General features: G+C 73.1%; 13 protein-coding genes. 1 reads left to right on the forward strand and 12 read right to left on the reverse strand.

Features of this window, described 5'->3' with window-relative positions:
- Positions 1–25 precede the first annotated feature (25 nt).
- A complete protein-coding gene (locus JT723_RS16845; protein WP_205045461.1) occupies positions 26–835 on the forward strand; it encodes a DUF6227 family protein in 810 nt (269 codons plus the stop codon).
- Between the two features lie 19 nt (positions 836–854).
- Here JT723_RS16845 and JT723_RS16850 read toward each other — a convergent pair whose 3' ends face one another.
- From JT723_RS16850 to JT723_RS16905, 12 genes are all read right to left on the reverse strand, one after another.
- Entirely contained in the window at positions 855–1,817 is a 963-nt protein-coding gene (locus tag JT723_RS16850; protein ID WP_205045462.1) for a carbohydrate kinase family protein, read from the reverse strand.
- A 101-nt stretch (positions 1,818–1,918) separates the two neighbouring features.
- The gene (locus tag JT723_RS16855; protein ID WP_205045463.1) at positions 1,919–2,467 is read right to left on the reverse strand and encodes a hypothetical protein; all 549 of its coding nucleotides are present in this window, start codon (positions 2,465–2,467) and stop codon (positions 1,919–1,921) included.
- 58 nt (positions 2,468–2,525) lie between these two features.
- Positions 2,526–3,251, reverse strand: a complete 726-nt coding sequence (locus JT723_RS16860; RefSeq protein WP_205045464.1) for a hypothetical protein — start codon at positions 3,249–3,251, stop codon at positions 2,526–2,528.
- Positions 3,238–3,948, reverse strand: coding sequence for an RNA polymerase sigma factor (locus JT723_RS16865; RefSeq protein ID WP_205045620.1), 711 nt, complete (start codon positions 3,946–3,948; stop codon positions 3,238–3,240). The genes JT723_RS16860 and JT723_RS16865 overlap by 14 nt, the downstream gene beginning before the upstream one ends.
- Before the next feature lie 328 nt (positions 3,949–4,276).
- Positions 4,277–5,476: a glycoside hydrolase family 6 protein gene (locus tag JT723_RS16870; RefSeq protein ID WP_205045465.1), complete on the reverse strand. Its 1,200-nt coding sequence runs from the start codon at positions 5,474–5,476 to the stop codon at positions 4,277–4,279.
- 211 nt (positions 5,477–5,687) lie between these two features.
- A complete protein-coding gene (locus tag JT723_RS16875; RefSeq protein ID WP_205045466.1) occupies positions 5,688–6,590 on the reverse strand; it encodes a carbohydrate ABC transporter permease in 903 nt (300 codons plus the stop codon).
- Positions 6,587–7,483 carry a carbohydrate ABC transporter permease gene (locus JT723_RS16880; protein ID WP_205045467.1) on the reverse strand — a complete coding sequence of 299 codons (897 nt, stop codon included), beginning with the start codon at positions 7,481–7,483 and terminating at the stop codon, positions 6,587–6,589. The genes JT723_RS16875 and JT723_RS16880 overlap by 4 nt, the downstream gene beginning before the upstream one ends.
- On the reverse strand, positions 7,483–8,817 hold the full coding sequence (locus tag JT723_RS16885) for an ABC transporter substrate-binding protein (RefSeq protein ID WP_205045468.1): 1,335 nt from the start codon (positions 8,815–8,817) through the stop codon (positions 7,483–7,485). Before JT723_RS16885 ends, JT723_RS16880 begins: the two co-directional genes overlap by 1 nt.
- A gap of 9 nt (positions 8,818–8,826) precedes the next feature.
- Positions 8,827–10,263, reverse strand: a complete 1,437-nt coding sequence (locus tag JT723_RS16890; protein WP_205045469.1) for an aldehyde dehydrogenase family protein — start codon at positions 10,261–10,263, stop codon at positions 8,827–8,829.
- 152 nt (positions 10,264–10,415) lie between these two features.
- Positions 10,416–11,606 (reverse strand): ROK family transcriptional regulator, encoded by a 1,191-nt coding sequence (locus JT723_RS16895; protein WP_251513665.1) that lies wholly within the window; start codon positions 11,604–11,606, stop codon positions 10,416–10,418.
- Positions 11,607–11,953: 347 nt separating this feature from the next.
- Positions 11,954–14,797 (reverse strand): DUF5682 family protein, encoded by a 2,844-nt coding sequence (locus JT723_RS16900; protein WP_205045471.1) that lies wholly within the window; start codon positions 14,795–14,797, stop codon positions 11,954–11,956.
- A complete protein-coding gene (locus JT723_RS16905; protein ID WP_205045472.1) occupies positions 14,794–15,915 on the reverse strand; it encodes an ATP-binding protein in 1,122 nt (373 codons plus the stop codon). The genes JT723_RS16900 and JT723_RS16905 overlap by 4 nt, the downstream gene beginning before the upstream one ends.
- Positions 15,916–15,920: the final 5 nt, after the last annotated feature.

The raw sequence follows: 15,920 nt of genomic DNA on the forward strand, positions 1-15,920 counted from the left end.
GTACGGCTGAGGCCGGGAGGACCGTATGGACGTGGACGGCGCGGACACGGCAGAACCGGAGCGGTCGGGCGGTGTGCCGGCGGACCAGCTGGCCGGACTGCTCGCCAGGGCGGACGACGGCGCCGCCGCGGCAGGTGAACTGGAGATCTTAGGCTCGGCCTTGATGCACCACTGCTGGCTGCAGTCGTGCCGCCATGCCAAGGGTCCGCTGCGCCGGATGAACCGGCGGACCTTCCGGCACAGCTTCCTGCTGCCTGACGGCAGTGTGCGGGTGCTGTGGGAGCTGGAGCACGACACGGCGCCCGACGCGGCCGTGCACCGCTCGGTCTTCACCGGGCAGGAGCAGCTGTCGCTGGCCGAATGGGAGGTCGACACGGCCTTCGGAGGGTCGGCGGGACCGCAGGAGGTGCCGTGTGACGGCCCCGGAACCGCGGGGCAGGACTACGGGGCGGAGGACCTGGACGCGCTGCTGGCGCCGGGCGGCCGGGAGACCGCTTTCCGCCGTGCGTACACCGAGGGCGACTCGGCCGAGCACGCCAGGCGGCTGCTGCGCAGGGCGGCCAACGCCGGTGCGCCCGGCGGCGACGTCGGCATACGGCTGCGTGCGGCCGTCGCGCACGCCATCAGCATCGTCACCCGCAGGACCGCGGTGGTCGACGGCCGCCATGTGTCGTGGTCGCTGTACGAGCACGCCTTCCTGCTGCTGGACGGCAGCGAGCTGAGCCTGTGGGAGATCGACCACACCCGCACGCCGAGCGGCGACCCGGTGTGCGAGGTCTACACCTCGCAGGACGCGGCACTGGACACCGCGATCCGGCGTATCGAGGCGAGCTGACGGCGGCCCGGCGGGCGGCTCAGCGGACGGGCGCCGCGGGGCCGGTGCGCTCCGCCCGCTCGACGGCCGCCGCGAGCGCGGCGGCGCTGATCAGCTCCTCGTGGGTGCCGGGACTCCCGCAGGCGTAGGCGCCGGAGACCGCTCCGGCCAGCACGCAGGCCTCCAGTGCGGCGCCGGAGAAGCGGCGGCTGAGGAAGGCGGTCAGGAAGGCGTCGCCGGCGCCGTTGCTGTCCACGACCGGGCGTTCGGGGGCGACGGCGGGGAAGTGCCGGGGCTCGGCGTCGCCGCGCTGCATGACATGGCAGCCGGCCGCCGCGTCGGTGGCCACCACCAGCTCCGCCCTGCCGTGCTCCAGGATCTGCCGCATGAGCGCGGGAATCCGCTCGCCGACCGAGGCGGCGCTGAGGAAGACCAGGTCGGCGCCGTACGCCCACGGGTGGGCCGAGGTGTCCTCGCCGTCCCAGGCATGCAGGTCGGTGGACACGGTGCGGCCGAGTCGCACGGCGTCGGCGAAGACGGCTTCCGCGTGCGGCGAGCGGGAGACGTGCACATGCCGGGCGCGTTCGACGTACGGCAGGTAGAAGTCGCGCGGCAGCCGCAGGCCGCCGGGGTGGCGGCCGTCGTAGAAGGAGAAGCGGCGCCCTTCGCGGTCGACCAGGTTGACGCTGCGCGGGGTGCCCGCCGGTGCGGGCAGATGGCTGAAGTCCAGGCCCGCGGCGGCGTAGCGGTCCAGGATCATTCGGCCCTGCGGGTCGTCGCCGAGAAAGTCGATGAACTTCGTCGCCAGGCCCAGCGCGTGGAATCCCAGGGCCACGCCGTTGCCGGTGTGCGCCACGTAGTCCCTGATCGGCGGGACGCCGACGGAGTCACCGCCGGGCACCGCGAGGTCGTCGACCAGGACGATGGTGTCGACCCCGGTGCCGCCGACCACCAGGACGTCGTACGCAGGGGGTTGCGGGCCGGTCGGTGCGGTGCTGGTCATCCGTGCTCCCCGTCGTGGTCCAACGCAGCAAGGCGCGCTGCAAGTTGCAGCAAGAGATTACCGAACGGCCGGTCGGCGCACCAGATCATGGGGCGCGCTGGTCACGGCAGGTCGCGGCGGCCGCTCTGGTCGCGGTGGTCGCCGTCGCCGGCGTCGTGCTCGGTCAGCAGGACGAGTGACAGCCGGGACAGCGGCGGTACGGGGCCGGTGCGGCCCGCGCGGCGCCAGGCGATGGCGACCGTGAGCCGGATCATCCTCCTGGCCGCGTACAGCAGCAGAGCGGCGAGCGGGAGTTCCGCGACCAGGGCGGTCGCGACGGCGCCGGTGAGGTCGTCGCTGTTCCAGTCCAGCACGATGTCGAACCAGGCGTCGCAGCACAGCAGGGTGGCGGTCGCCACCGCCCAGGGGATGAACACCTGCAGGCGCCGCCAGGCGCACAGCGCGGTGATGCCGATCGCCAGGATCAGGGCGCCGTCGAAGCCGACCCAGGCGTAGCGCCAGTTGCTGACCGTCCGCCGGGTCGGCAGGCTCACCGAGAGGTAGGCGATCCACGGGATGAGGAAGAGGAAGCTCCCCGTGATGACGGCGAGGAAGACCGCGCGCATGTGGCGCATGTGCGGGTCGTTCGGCGACGGTACGTCAGGCTGCATGCCGACACTGTGCCCGATCCCGCGCCGCGCGGGTCGCGCGTCCACGCCGTGACCAGGGTCATGTCGAACCGGTCGGGTCGTCCCGGGTCGCGTCGTCCCGGGTCCCGTCGTCCCGGGTCCCGTCGCCCCCGGTGCCCGGCCCGCCGGACAGCAGGGCGCGGCAGTAGGCGGCGACCCGGCGGCTGCCGCCCGCCGCCCGCCGCAGCCGCTCGTCCGGCTCGACGGCGGTCCTGCGGCCGTCGGACGCCGCGGCCAGGTACGCCCGGCACATCGCCTTGGCCCGCGGCGGCACGGGCGTCCTGGTGCCCCGGGGTGAGGGCTGCACGGTGCCGGGCGTCCGGTCCGCGCCCGGCGGCTGCGCCGGTGCCGGGCGGCGGGTGGCGTCGGGCGCCGGGCTCGCCGGGGCGGGGGCGGTCGCCGTACGGGCGACGGGCGCGGGCGGCGGTCCGCCGTGGGCGGTGTGGCTCCTGGCGGGCAGCACACCGGCGCCGGCGGCGACCGCGACACCGCAGAGCGCGAGGACCGCCGCCAGGCCGCCGGCCAGTGCCCGTGCGGACCGCGGCGGGCGGCGCCGGTTCCGTACGCCGCGGGCCGGACGGGTGTTCGCGGCGGCACGGAAGGCGCGGACTGCGGCCTGCTCCCTGTCCGGGTCGAGGTCGGCGCCGCGGGAGGCGGCGGTCAGCACCCGCAGGAGAGCGCTCCACCGCGGATCGTCCTCCGCTCCCGCAGCCACCCTCCCCACCAGCCGCTCCACGTCCGTACCCGAGTCCTTACCCCCACCCACCCCACACCTCCCTGTCGTCCCCGTCACGACCGTCCGTGCCGGCCGAATCCGCGGCCCCGTCACCGGTTCCGGACTCGGCCCCGTCCCCGGCCGGCGGCGCGAGTTGTTCGGCCAGGCGGCGCAGGCCCCGGTGGGCGGCGGTGCGCACCGCGCCCGGGCGTTTGCCGAGGACTTCGGCCGCCGCCGGGCCGCTCAGGCCGATCACCACGCGCAGCAGCACCGCTTCCGCCTGGTCGGGCGGCAGGGTGGCGATCATCGCCAGCGCGCGGGCGGTGGAGAGGTTCTCCAGGGCCACGCCCGCCGAGTCGGGAGCCGCGGCGGGTTCCGCCGCGACCGAGTCGAGGGCCGTGGTGCGCGGCCGGGAGCCGATCCTGCGCAGGTGGTCGAGTGCGCGGTGCCGGGCGATGGTCGCGGCCCAGCCGCGGAACGCGGCGCCGTCGCCGTGGAAGTCTGCCAGGTCGCGGACGATGTCGTGCCAGGCTTCCGCTGCCACGTCGTCGGCGTCGTCGCCGACGAGTCCGCGCACGTACCCCAGCAGGATCGGCTGCACGGCCCGGTAGACCTCGCCGAAGGCGGCCTCGTCGCCGTCCCGCGCACGCGTCACGGCGCGGCCGAGCGCCCCGTCGTCCGGACGGGCACGCCGCCGCCCACCGGCACCGACCACCGCTGCCTCTTCGTATGTCGCGGCACCGCGCATCGTGCCCATGCCCCCCGGGCGGTGGTCCCCGCGGGGTGGCCGTCCCGACAGGTACAGCGCCGGGGCCGCGGCAGGTGTCACTGCAGGACCCGGCGACGTGCGCCGGGTGCCGGGCGGTGCGCCCGTCGCGCCATGCCGCTCCCTTCCGGTGGCTGGCGGACCGCGCGCCGCCCTCGGGCGCACGGTCCTGACTCTCACAGCGCACAGGACGCTGAAAACGTCACACCGGCCCCACCCGCACCCGGTGCGCCAGGGCGGGGGCGCGGGGTGCGGAGGGGCCGGGTGGTCCGACGGATCGGACGGGCGGGACGTTCGAGGGGGTGTGCGGTCAGTGCGGGAGCAGCGCGGGGTTCGCGTTGTGGACCAGTTCCAGCGCCTGCTGCGGGAACCAGTGGCCCGCGGCGGGGTCCTGGTAGCCGCGCTCGGGGTCGTTCGGGCCTGCGGTGCCGCGGGTGCACTGGCCGTCGGACTCGCCGGGGATCTTCACCCAGAGCCTGGCGTCCTGGAGCGGGTCGCCGGTGTTCAGGGTCGGACGGGCGCCGAGGCCGCGCCCGGGCGGGTTGCACCAGTCCTGGGCGTCGCTGTAGACGCCGGCCGGCGGGGTCCAGGGACCCTGGCCGTTGCGGCTGGTGTCGGCGATGAAGTGCTTCATCGCCGAGGGCGCGGTGTGCACGTTGGCGTCCAGCCAGGCCTGCGCGTCGTTGACGGGCCAGTACTGGTTGGGGCAGGCGCTCGCCTGGCCGCCGCCGGAGACGTAGGCGAGGCAGGAGGACAGCAGCTTGCCGTACCAGGCGATCTCGGTGTCGGAGCGGTAGTTGGAGATGTTGAGGTAGAAGCCGGTGGCGTCGTCGACGCCGCCGGCCACCAGGCGGGGCACGATGTCGTTGATGCTGTGCCATCCGCTGTGGCCCGCATCCAGGTAGACCTTGGTGCCGGCCAGCGGCTCCAGGGCGTCGACGGCGTAGTGGATCTGGTCGTAGCGCTGTGCGGTCATGGTGCCCTGGGCGTCGTCCATTCCGCAGTCGGAGGGCACCAGGGCGAGCGAGTCGGGTTCGAGGACGACGTCGGCGGGGCGGTTGCCGATACCGGCCTTCACCGCGTCGATCCACGCCTGGTATTCCGCAGTGTCGGCGGCGCCGCCCGCGGAGTACTGGGCGCAGTCGCGGCCGGGGATGTTGTACAGCGCGAGCACCGGCAGGGCGTGCCGTCGGGCCGCGTCGCTGACGGTCTTGTCGACGGCCTTCTTCGTGTCGGCGGGGCTGGTGCCGCCGTCGAACCAGACGGCCTGCGGGATCAGCGTCATGGCGAGCAGCCCTGCGGCGTCCTTGAGCTGCCAGTGCTTGAGGAGGTCGAGGATCTGTGCGTTCGCGTCCGGGTTCGCCGGCGGGGTGAACAGCGTGGTGGGGGCGGCTGCGTGGTGGCCGGGTGCCGTCGCGTGCGCGGGCACGGCGGCCGTGACGGCGGCAAGGGCGGCGGTGGCCGCGGCGACGGTGAGCGTACGGGTACGTGCGCGGACGCGTGCGGTCATGCGGGTGGGCTCCTTGGAAAGCGGACACGGGGTGCCGTTCTGGGACGCGCTCTCCGTTGGTGGTACTGCCGACATGGGAGCGCTCCCACGTTCACAAGGAATTAACTCCTCACCGCTGACCGCAGTCAATCCCCTGTGCGGGCTTCAAGAAATGAAGACTCCTGAAGCCCGCACAGGTTCGGGGCCGGACACAGGCGCGAGTCGCGGTCCCCTACTTGAGAGCCCCCGTCACGAGGTCGATGCGCCAGAAGCGCTGGAGCGACAGGAAGAGCGCGATCACCGGCAGCACGGACAGCAGCGTCCCGGTGATCACCAGCGAGTACAGCGACGCCTCGGCGGCGCCGTGCCGCAGCAGGCTGTAAAGACCCACGGTGAGCGGGAACTTGTCGTCGGAGGTGAGCATCACGTACGGCAGCAGGAAGTTGTTCCAGATCGCGATGAACTGCAGCAGGAACACCGTCACCAGCCCCGGTCCCATCAGCCGCAGGCCCACCGACAGGAACAGCCGCCCCTCCCCCGCCCCGTCGATCCGCCCGGCCTCCAGCAGCGAGTCGGGGACGGCGGACTGGGCGTAGATCTTGCACAGGTAGATGCCGTAAGGGTTGAACAACTGCGGCAGCAGCACCCCGATCAGACTGTCCGTCAGGCCCACCTTGGACAGCAGCAGGTACTGCGGCACCGCCAGCACGATCTGCGGCAGCAGCACCCCGGCCAGGATGGTGTTGAACAGCGCGCTGCGGCCGCGGAATTCGTACTTCGCCAGCGCGTAGCCGGTCGCCGCGGACACGAAGGAGGCCAGCAGGCCGCCGACGGCCGCGTAGAAGAAGCTGTTGAGCATCCAGTGCCAGAAGATGCCGCCCTGGTAGTGCGACAGGTCGCGGATGTTGCGGACGATGCCGAGGTCGAAGGAGGGGGTGTAGGTGTCGGTGGAGAACAGCTTGGTGCGGGACTTGGTGGCGGCGACCAGGATCCACAGCGTCGGCACGATGCAGTAGAGCGCGCCGAGCACCAGGGCGGTGGTGGGCAGTACCGCGACCCGGCGTGGGCGGCGGACGGCGGGTGCCTGCGCCGTACGCGCGCGAGGCGGGGCCGAGGTCCCTGCGGTGGCGGTCATGCGGCCTCCTGCTGGACCCGGGACGAGACGATGCGGGCGGTGACGAAGGACACCGCGAGGGCCGCCGCGGTCAGCACCACGGAGGTGGCGGCGGCCGAGTAGATGTCGGAGTTGCCGAAGGCGTCGTCGTAGATCTTCATCAGCGGCACCCAGGTGGACGAGACCGCGTTGGACAGCGGTTTGAGGGTGTTGGGCTCGTTGAAGACCTGGAGCGCGGCGAGCACCGTGAACAGGGTGCACATCACCACGGCCGGCATCACCATCGGCACCTTGATGCGCAGCACGATCTGCCGCTCCGATGCGCCGTCGAGCCGTGCGGACTCGAAGAGTTCGGGGGGCAGCGCGCGCAGCGCGGTGTAGATCACGATCATGTTGAAGCCGACCGCTCCCCACACCGCGACGTTGCCGACCGAGAAGTAGACGGCGACCTGCCCGAAGAAGTCCACGTGGTCGCCGCCGATCGGGCTGGTGGCGGGCAGGTAGAGGAAGCCCCACATGAGCGAGGCGATCACTCCGGGGACCGCGTAGGGCAGGAAGATCGTCAGCCGGGTGACGCGCTTGAGCCGGGTCCGCTCCAGGTCGAGCAGCACCGCGAAGAGCAGCGCGAAGAGGACGGTGGCCGGCACGGTCACGGCACCGAGCGCCAGCATCCGCAGCACTCCCGACCACAGCTGCGAATCCCCCAGTACGTCGCGGTAGTTGGCCAGGCCCGCGAAGACGGTGTGGGTGCCGCCGCCGAGCAGGCCGCCGTTGACCTTGCGGCGCTGGAAGCTGAGCAGCAGCGCATAGCCGCCGGGGGCCACCACGAAGGCGGCGAAGAGCGTCACGGCGGGCAGGACCAGCAGATACGGGAATCCGCCGGTCCTGCGCCGGTTCGTCGTGGTGCGTGCCATCAGCCGACCGTGAATCCGAGCTTCTTCATGTCGGCCACGGTCGCGCTCTGCATGCTGTCGAGCGCGCCGGTGAAGGAGCCGCCGGACTGCAGGGCCTTGCCGAAGCCGTCGGTGTAGCCGGTGAAGGTGACGGTCACGTCGGGTCCCCACATCGGGAAGCTGCGGGCGGCGGGCGCGACCTTCTTCACCTCGGCGTAGAAGTCCGGCTGGTTGGGGAAGAAGGCGGGCGGCGCCGCCAGCACCGGCAGCGAACGGCCCGCGGTAGCGGCGGGGTAGACGTTGATCTGCCTGACCTGCTCGGTGACCGCCGCGTCGTCGGTGTTGAGCCAGGACGCGAACTGCGCCGCCTGCTCCGGATGGTGGGAGTCGGTGGTGACGGTGGTCGCCGAGCCGCCCCAGATGCCGGTGGCCGGGTCGCCCGCGGTCCAGGCCGGCAGCGGTGCGACCGCCCATTTGCCCTTGGTGGCGGGGGCGATGCCGCCGAGCTGGGCGGGCGCCCAGGCGCCGGAGATCCAGCCGAGCAGGGTCCCGTCGTTCATCTGCTTGTTCCACTGCGGGGAGAACGACGGGTTCTTGGCGATGCTGCCCTCGTCGACCAGGCCCTGCCAGTAGCCTGCGACCTTCTTGGTGGGCGCGTCCGCGATGTCGACCTTCCAGCTGTCGCCGCTGGTGGTCCACCAGTTGGCGCCGGCCTGCTGGGCGAGCCCGGTGAACCAGCCGGGGTCGGCGGCGTCGAAGTTGGTCAGGTAGGCCGAAGGGGCCTTGCTGCGCACGGTCTTGGCCTCGGCGGCGAAGTCGTCCCACGTCTTGGGCACGCTCAGGCCGTACTTGGCGAACAGGTCGGTGCGGTAGAAGAACATCAGCGGGGCGACGTCCTGCGGGACGCCGTAGACCTTGCCCTGGAAGACGGTGCTCTTCAAGGTCGCGTCGTCGTACTTGGTGACGGTGTCCTTGGTCCACTGCGTGATGTCGGCGACGACGCCCTTGGACACCAGCGCGGGCAGCGACTGGTATTCGACCTTGGCGATGTCGGGGCCGTTCTTCGCCTCGTGGGCGGTGATCATCTTGGCGACCAGCTGGTCGCCGCCCGCCGGGTTGGAGAGCTTGACCTGGATGTCGGGGTGGCCGGCGTTCCACTTGGCCACCACCTTGTCGATGTTCGGGTCCCAGTCCCAGAACGTCAGGGTGACCTTGTCCTTGCCCTTCGCCGTGGCGGCGCCGCCGGCCTTGCCGTCGGAGCCCCCGCCCCCGCAGGCCGCGGTCGCGGTCAGCAGCCCGGCCGCCAGCAGCGCGGCGGCTGCGGCACCGCGCCGCCCTCTCGGTAGCACGCTCATGGGTTGTCCTCAGCTCTCTTGCGTGGCGGGCGCGGTGGCCCAGTCCGGGAAGTTCAGGGGGGTGCGCTGCAGGCCGATCCACTGGCGCCGGGTGAAGCCGGGCATCTGGTTCTCCGCGCCGTGCCTGGCGTGCGCGTCGTTGACGTGGACCTCGCCGGCCTGCAGCTGCTCGGCGACGGACAGACCGCGCACCAGGTCGCGGGTGAAGACCGAGTTCATCAGCATCGGCAGGCCGTTGGTCAGGGCCACGGCCTCCGCCTCGGTGTCCACGACGGTCACCGGGATGACGGGGCCGAAGATCTCCTCGCGGAAGGCGGGCATCTGCGGTGTGACGCCGGCGAGCACGGTGGGCCGGTAGAACAGCCCGTCGTAGGTGCCGCCGGTCACCAGGCGGGCGCCCATCGCGAGCGAGGGTTCCACGATCGTGCGGTGCACCCGGTCCCGCTGGGCCGCGCTGATCAGCGGGCCGAGTGCGGTTCCGGGGTCGAAGGGGTCGCCGACGGTGAGGGCCGCGGCCCGCCGGGTCAGGGCGTCGAGGTAGTCGTCGGCCACCGCGCGCTGCACGATGTGCCGGCTGGCGCTGATACAGGTCTGGCCCTGGAACTCCAGCGAGGCGATCATGGCGCAGTTCGCGGCGACCTCGATGTCGGCGTCGTCCAGCACCACGAAGGCGTTGCTGCCGCCGAGTTCGAGGCGGATGTCGCGCAGCTCGCCCGCCGCGGCCCGGTCGATGGCGAGCCCCACCTCGCGTGAACCGGTGAAGTCCAGCATGTCCAGGCCCTGGTGGCGGGCCAGCGGCCAGCCTGCGTCCGGCCCGTCGCCGGTGACGACGTTGAACACCCCGGGCGGCAGGCCCGCGTGGTCGGCGGCGGCGGCCAGCACCTGGCCGCCGATCACCGGGGTCAGCTCGGCGGGCTTGAGGACCACGGTGTTGCCGAAGGCGAGCCCGGGCGCGAGGGCGCGCATCGCCAGGTTCATCGGGTAGTTCCAGGGCGTGATGAGCCCCAGCACGCCCAGCGGCACCGCACGGGACAGCGAGAGCTTGCCCGCCTTGTACGGGGGCAGGATGTCGCCGGCGTTCTCGCCGACCTGGACGGCGGACAGGGCCAGCTGCTTGATGCTGGTGCCGACCTCGTCCTCCGCCTTGGCCCGCACTCCGCCGGTCTCCCGCATGCTCTGCTCGACCAGCTCCTCTCGGTGCGCCTCCAGATACCCGCAGAACGCCCGCAGATACCCGGCACGCTCCGGCGCGGAGAGCGCTCCCCAGGCGGGTTGTGCGGCCCTGGCGGCGGCGACGGCCCGGTCGATGTCGGCGGCCGAACCGAGCGCGTAGCTGCCGATCGGCTTGCCGGTGGCCTTCTCCTCGACGACCCCGGTGCGTCCGGAGGCGGCGGGCACGAAGGCTCCGTCGATGTACAGCCGGCCGTCGCCGGGTTGGGAGGGCATACGTGCTCCAGGGTGCGGAAGGGTGACGGCTCGCGCCGCTTTTTCTCGCACTTAAACTAAGTAGAAGCCGATGGGGGGTCAACGGTCGTGACGCAAGATTTTCCGCGGATGCGGGCGGCCGATACGGGCGGGCTGCTACGGGCCCGCCGGGCTCAGCGGCCGCCGGCCGTCAGCAGTTCGTGCACCGGCAGGGTGGCCGCACCGAGGGCGACCTGCTCGGGGCCGAGGCGGCCCAGCTCCAGCACCGTGCGCTCGGCCAGGTAGTCCAGGGTGTGCCGGCGGGCCGCGTCCCGCACCGCGGGCAGCATCGCGGGACCCATGGCGGCGCTCACCCAGCCGGAGAGGATGACCCGGTCGGGGCCGAGCAGGTTGATCAGGTTCGCGATCCCGATGCCGAGGTATTCGGCGGTGGCGCGGACCGTGTCGGCGGCGGGACCCGGCAGAGCCGCGTCGGCGACCAGCGCGGCGAGCCGCGCCTCGGTGTCGGCGCCGCGGCCGGAGGGCCGGCCCGATGCGGCGCCTGCGTCCTCCGGCAACTCCCGCCCGGGCGCGGCCGGTTCCGGCAGCCCGGCGAGCCGCCCGTAGCGCTCCAGGATCGCGTCCGCGCCGACGTAGGCCTCCAGGCAGCCGTGCGAACCGCACCGGCAGAGCGCGCCGCCGGCCTCCACCACGGTGTGGCCCCACTCGCTGGTGGTGCTGGTCACCCCGCCGGGCGAGCCGGTGGCGACCGCGGCGCCCACGCCGACCGCGAGCAGGCCGACGATGGCCCGCTCGGCGCCGCGGCCCGCGCCCCGCCACATCTCCGCCTGGCCCAGGGTGCGCGCGCAGTTGTCCAGGTGCAGCGGCGCAGGCACGTGCGGGCGCAGCAGCGCGTCGAAGGGCACGTCGGCCCAGCCCAGGGTCGGCGCGTGCACCAGCCCGTCGGGCAGCACCGCGCCGGGCACCCCGACGCCGACGCCGAGCAGCGCGGCCGGATCGGCGCCCGCCTTCGCGGTGACCTCCTCGATGCCCGCCCGCACCAGCTCGGCGAGCACCCCGGGGTCGGGGCGGCCCTCGTCCATCGGGTAGGTGGCGGTGGCGACGGTGTCCAGGGTCCAGTCGAAGAGGCCGACCTGGACGTGGGTCTCGCCGATGTCGACCCCGACCACCTGGGCGTATCCGGGGCGCACTTCGAGCAGGGTGCGCGGCCGGCCGCCGTCGGAGTCCAGCAGGCCGGCCTCGGCGACCAGGCCGTCGGCGACCAGGCCGGTGACGACGTTGCTGACGGTGGCCGAACTGAGCCCGGTGGCCTTCATCAGGTCGAAGCGGCTGGCGGGTCCGTGCAGGTAGAGCCTGGTCAGCACGGAGGTGCGATTGTGCCGACGAAGGTCTCTCGTCGTCCGGCCCACCTCGCGCGTCACCGGGCTCCCCCTCATGGTCTCGGTCCTTGCAGTCCGCCTGGTCCGCCGGTCGCGGCGCGGGACCCGGCCGGTCGGAACCGGGGTGCCGCCCTGCCGCACCGCACCCCCGGGGAATCGCGACGACATGGCACATAGTGCCAGATCGCGGCCTTCCCGCCGCCCTTCGGGGAGCGCTCTCCCTGAATTGCGCGGATCCTGCCGGACCGTACACCCGGCCGCTGTGCCCGCCGCCGTCCCTCCCGGCCCCCCGTCGGCCCGGCCCCTCGTCGGCCCGTCACACCGTCGGCCCGTCACACCGTCAGCAGCGCCGCCAGTGCCTCCGCCGTCTGCGGGTGCCGCCCGGCCAGCGCCAGGCCCGGTGCGCCTGCCCCGGCCGGCGCCCAGCCCTCCTCGCAGCCCAGCAGCTCCGCCAGCGCGTCGCAGGCCGCCGGGTGCTCCGCCAGCAGGGCGGCACCGCCGCCCGCGCCGGCCGCCGGCAGCGGCACTGCGGCCGGGGCGTCCTCCGCCAGCCACGGCGGCACCCAGGTGTCGAGGTCCGCCAGCCGCGCGGGGAAGATCCGCCCCGCCTCGCGGATCAGCAGCGGCGCCAGCTCCGCGCCGCCGGCCCGCAGGGTGCCGATCAGCGTCGGCAGCCACGGCAGCAGCACCGGGTCGGGCAGCCGGGCGAAGGCGCTGGAGACCAGCTCCACCACGAAGTCCGCCAGCTGCGGCACCGGTTCCAGCGCGTGCAGGAAGCCGCTCAGGTAGCGCGGGTAGGCCGGCACCACCAGCGGGTTGCCCAGCAGGTCGTCGCAGCGCGCCCGCAGCTCGGCCCGGGTCAGCTGCCCGAGCCGCACCTTAGCCGCCCACAGCAGCGCCACCCGGGCGGGCTCCTGCGGGTGGGACTGGGCGAAGGACAGCTCCAGCTGGGTGCGGTCGCAGCCCAGCGACAGCGCCAGGCTCTCCATGCTGAACAGGAAGCCCAGCATCGCCGCGACCTGCGCGACCGTGGCGTCCTCGTCGGTGAAGGCGGTCGGCAGCAGTGTGCAGTAGTGCGCGTAACCGGTCGTCACGAACGCCTCGACCCACGGCGGCAGCACCGGCTCGCTGGTCCGGTAGTACGCCAGCAGCCCGCGGACCCGGCGCAGCACCTCGGGGGCGCCGTCGACGCTGCGCTCGGTCGCCAGCACCTCCAGGGCGCGCTGTCCCAGTTCGTCGGCGAGCCGGCGGCTGCGCAGATACAGCGTGGCGTCCTCGACGGCCTGCAGCACGGTGGCCGTGGTCGCCTTCGGGTCGTACGCCGCCCGCCGCAGCCGCTGTTCGAGCACCTGCTCGATGCTGACGCCCTCGTAGCCCAGCTCGACAAGCGCCCGCTGGTGGGTGCCGAGCGCGACGTCCCAGGACTCCTGGATGGGGCGTTCGCCGAGCCGCCGCTCGCCCATGATCGGCCGTGCGGTGCCGTGCGGCATCAGGTGGCGCAGCATCCACAGCACGTCGGAGCAGGCGGACAGCTCCGGCTGCGAGGCCATGTCCAGCAGCGCGCGCTGCACACCGCGCTGCTGGAGCTTGAGGCCGAGCGGTGCGAGCCGGTCGTGGACGTCGCGGGCCAGCGGCGGCAACGCGTCGTAGCCGACCTGGCCGATCCGGTCGCCGCCCATCATGATCTCGACCAGCCGGCGCACGTCCCTGCGGCCCGGCACGGTGTCCTTCTCGATGCAGGTGACTGCCGCGTCCTGGAAGTCGTACGGCGTGGGCCTGGCCCGGTCGCGCATGCCGGCCAGCAGGATCGAGGTCTCGAAGACCGCGATGGCGTCGGCGGTCGAGGCGAGGTAGCCGGCTCTGCGGGCGGCCCGCACGATGTCGACGGACCAGCCGAGCAGTTCGGCCTCGTCGAGCCGGTCGAGCACCGGCGGGCGCTGCAGGAAGCCGGTGAGCCGGTCGGCCCGCACCGCCCCTTCCACGGGTGCGGCGGCGGCTGCGGCGGCCCGTTTGGCCGGCTTCTTCGCGCCCGCCTGCCCGGCGAGCCGGAAGGGCTGCACCCGGGTGCGCCTGAGGTTCTTGGCCCACTGCGCCGCCGCGATCGACACCGAGCCGGCGGCGAGGCCGAACTGCGCCTCGATCGCGGTGTGGCTGGACGGGATGAGGCCGTACTGCCAGGTGCTGGCGCTGCGCGGGGTGATCTCGAAGCCGTCGCTGCCCGCGACACCGAACTCGGCGACCCGGCTGGCCGCGTGGAAGGCGCCGCACACGTAGAGGCAGTCGGCGGGGTCGGCGCCGGACGCGGCCAGGTGCTCGCGCATCCGGGTCCACATGTAGCGCTCGCGGTCCTCGTCGACGCCGACGCGCTCGGCGTCGCCCGGCGCGAGCCGCCGGAAGAGGCTGCCGATCAGGAGCATGACCTGGCGGTACGTGTCGTGGTCGCTGTCGCCGAGCGGGAGTTCGACGTACTGGTGCCACCACTCCGACCAGTGCCGCACCCGTCCGTGCCGCAGCAGGTGCTCCTCCAGCTCGGCGAAGCGCGGGCGCAGGTCGCCGATCTCCACGCCCACCGCGTCGCCGTGCAGCGCGGCTTCCTCCTCGGCCGGTGCCGCGTCGGGGCCGGTGCCCTTCCCCCGGCCGCCGTCGGGTCCCGCGGTCCTGCTGTCGCGCGCCTGCCACTGGAAGACGTGGTCGCTCGACCGGTCGACCAGGACGAGTTCGACGCCGGGGGTGTCCAACGCGTAGGCGATGGCCTGGTACTCGGCCGACGCCTCGGTGATCGGCGCGACGACCGACAGCGGCGCCCACTCGGGCGGGAAGCCGTCGACGTCGCCCGCGTAGGCCTGGACCGCCACCGGGAGCCGGCAGTTGCGCAGCTCGGTCAGCAGCGGGGCCATGTCCTCGCACAGCTCCAGGTAGACGGTCCTGGGCTGCTTCTCGCGCAGCCGCCTGGCCATCGCGACGGCCGAGGCGGGCGAGTGGTGGCAGACCGGGAAGATCTCCAGCGGTTCGCGCACCGCCCGGTCGACGTCGTCCACGATGCCGCGCAGGATGCCTTCGAGGGCGTCCGGGCCGTCGGCGAAGTCGCTTGCCGCCTGCTGGAGTTGCGCGCGCAGCGCGTCGAAGGACCCGTCGGTCTTCCCGGCCGGTGCGGGTGCCTGCTCGACGGCCGTCACGACAGGGTGGCGATCGCGTCGCGGCCGCCTTCGAGGAACTCCGGCCAGGAGCCGCCCTCTTCCCTGCTGCGCGGCTCCACCACACCGTGCAGGTACTTGTTCAGTATCGCCAGGTCCTCGGGCTCGCGGCGGGCCAGCGACCCGACCAGCGAGGAGGCCAGGGTGTGGGCGGTCAGGGCGCGTTCGCCGAAGAAGTTGCTGTGCAGGATGGCGTCCTCCAGGACGCCGATCTGCTCGGCGGTGGACAGTGCGGACTCCAGCTTCTCGTCGTCGCTGCCCGCCGCGGCGGCCGAGGTGCGCAGGTCGGCGAAGCTCTGCAGCAGCACGTCCAGCAGGGTCGGCGGCACGTCCAGTTCGATCTGGTGCCGTCGCAGCAGCTCCTCGGTGCGGAAGCGGACGATCTCCGCCTCGCTCTTCTTGTTGGTCACCACCGGGATGCGGACGAAGTTGAAGCGCCGCTTGAGCGCGGAGGACAGGTCGTTGACGCCCCGGTCGCGGCTGTTGGCGGTGGCGATGACGGAGAAGCCGGGCTTGGCGAAGACGATGTTGTCGCCGCCGCCGTTGTCCAGCTCAGGCACCGAGATGTACTTCTCCGACAGGATCGAGATCAGCGCGTCCTGGACGTCGCTTGTGGAGCGGGTCAGCTCCTCGAAGCGGCCGATCGCGCCGGCCTCCATCGCCGTCATGATCGGCGAGGGGATCATCGACTCGCGGGACTGGCCCTTGGCGATGACCATCGAGACGTTCCACGAGTACTTGATGTGGTCCTCGGTGGTGCCGGCGGTGCCCTGCACGACCAGCGTGGAGTTGCGGCAAATGGCGGCGGACAGCAGCTCGGCCAGCCAGCTCTTGCCGGTGCCGGGGTCGCCGATCAGCAGCAGTCCGCGGTCGGAGGCCAGCGTCACGATGGAGCGCTCCACGAAGCCGCGGTCGCCGAACCACTTCGGGGCGATCTCCCGGTCGAGCCCGTCGGAGCGCTCGGAGCCGAGCACGAACAGCCGGACCATCTTCGGCGACAGCCGCCAGGTGAAAGGCTTGGGACCGTCGTCGACCGATTCCAGCCAGTCCAGCTCCTCGGCGTACTTGATCTCCGCGGGGGCGCGCAACAGGTCGGACATTTCGG

Origin of the sequence: Actinacidiphila bryophytorum, assembly GCF_016916835.1 — a bacterium.
GTDB classification, from domain to species: Bacteria; Actinomycetota; Actinomycetes; order Streptomycetales; family Streptomycetaceae; genus Actinacidiphila; species Actinacidiphila bryophytorum.

Coding starts and splice junctions, on each gene's coding strand:
- JT723_RS16845 (WP_205045461.1), top strand. CDS start 26: ATGGACGTGGACGGCGCGGACACGGCAGAACCGGAGCGGTCGGGCGGT.
- JT723_RS16850 (WP_205045462.1), bottom strand. CDS start 1,817: ATGACCAGCACCGCACCGACCGGCCCGCAACCCCCTGCGTACGACGTC.
- JT723_RS16855 (WP_205045463.1), bottom strand. CDS start 2,467: ATGCAGCCTGACGTACCGTCGCCGAACGACCCGCACATGCGCCACATG.
- JT723_RS16865 (WP_205045620.1), bottom strand. CDS start 3,948: ATGCGCGGTGCCGCGACATACGAAGAGGCAGCGGTGGTCGGTGCCGGT.
- JT723_RS16870 (WP_205045465.1), bottom strand. CDS start 5,476: ATGACCGCACGCGTCCGCGCACGTACCCGTACGCTCACCGTCGCCGCG.
- JT723_RS16875 (WP_205045466.1), bottom strand. CDS start 6,590: ATGACCGCCACCGCAGGGACCTCGGCCCCGCCTCGCGCGCGTACGGCG.
- JT723_RS16880 (WP_205045467.1), bottom strand. CDS start 7,483: ATGGCACGCACCACGACGAACCGGCGCAGGACCGGCGGATTCCCGTAT.
- JT723_RS16885 (WP_205045468.1), bottom strand. CDS start 8,817: ATGAGCGTGCTACCGAGAGGGCGGCGCGGTGCCGCAGCCGCCGCGCTG.
- JT723_RS16890 (WP_205045469.1), bottom strand. CDS start 10,263: ATGCCCTCCCAACCCGGCGACGGCCGGCTGTACATCGACGGAGCCTTC.
- JT723_RS16905 (WP_205045472.1), bottom strand. CDS start 15,915: ATGTCCGACCTGTTGCGCGCCCCCGCGGAGATCAAGTACGCCGAGGAG.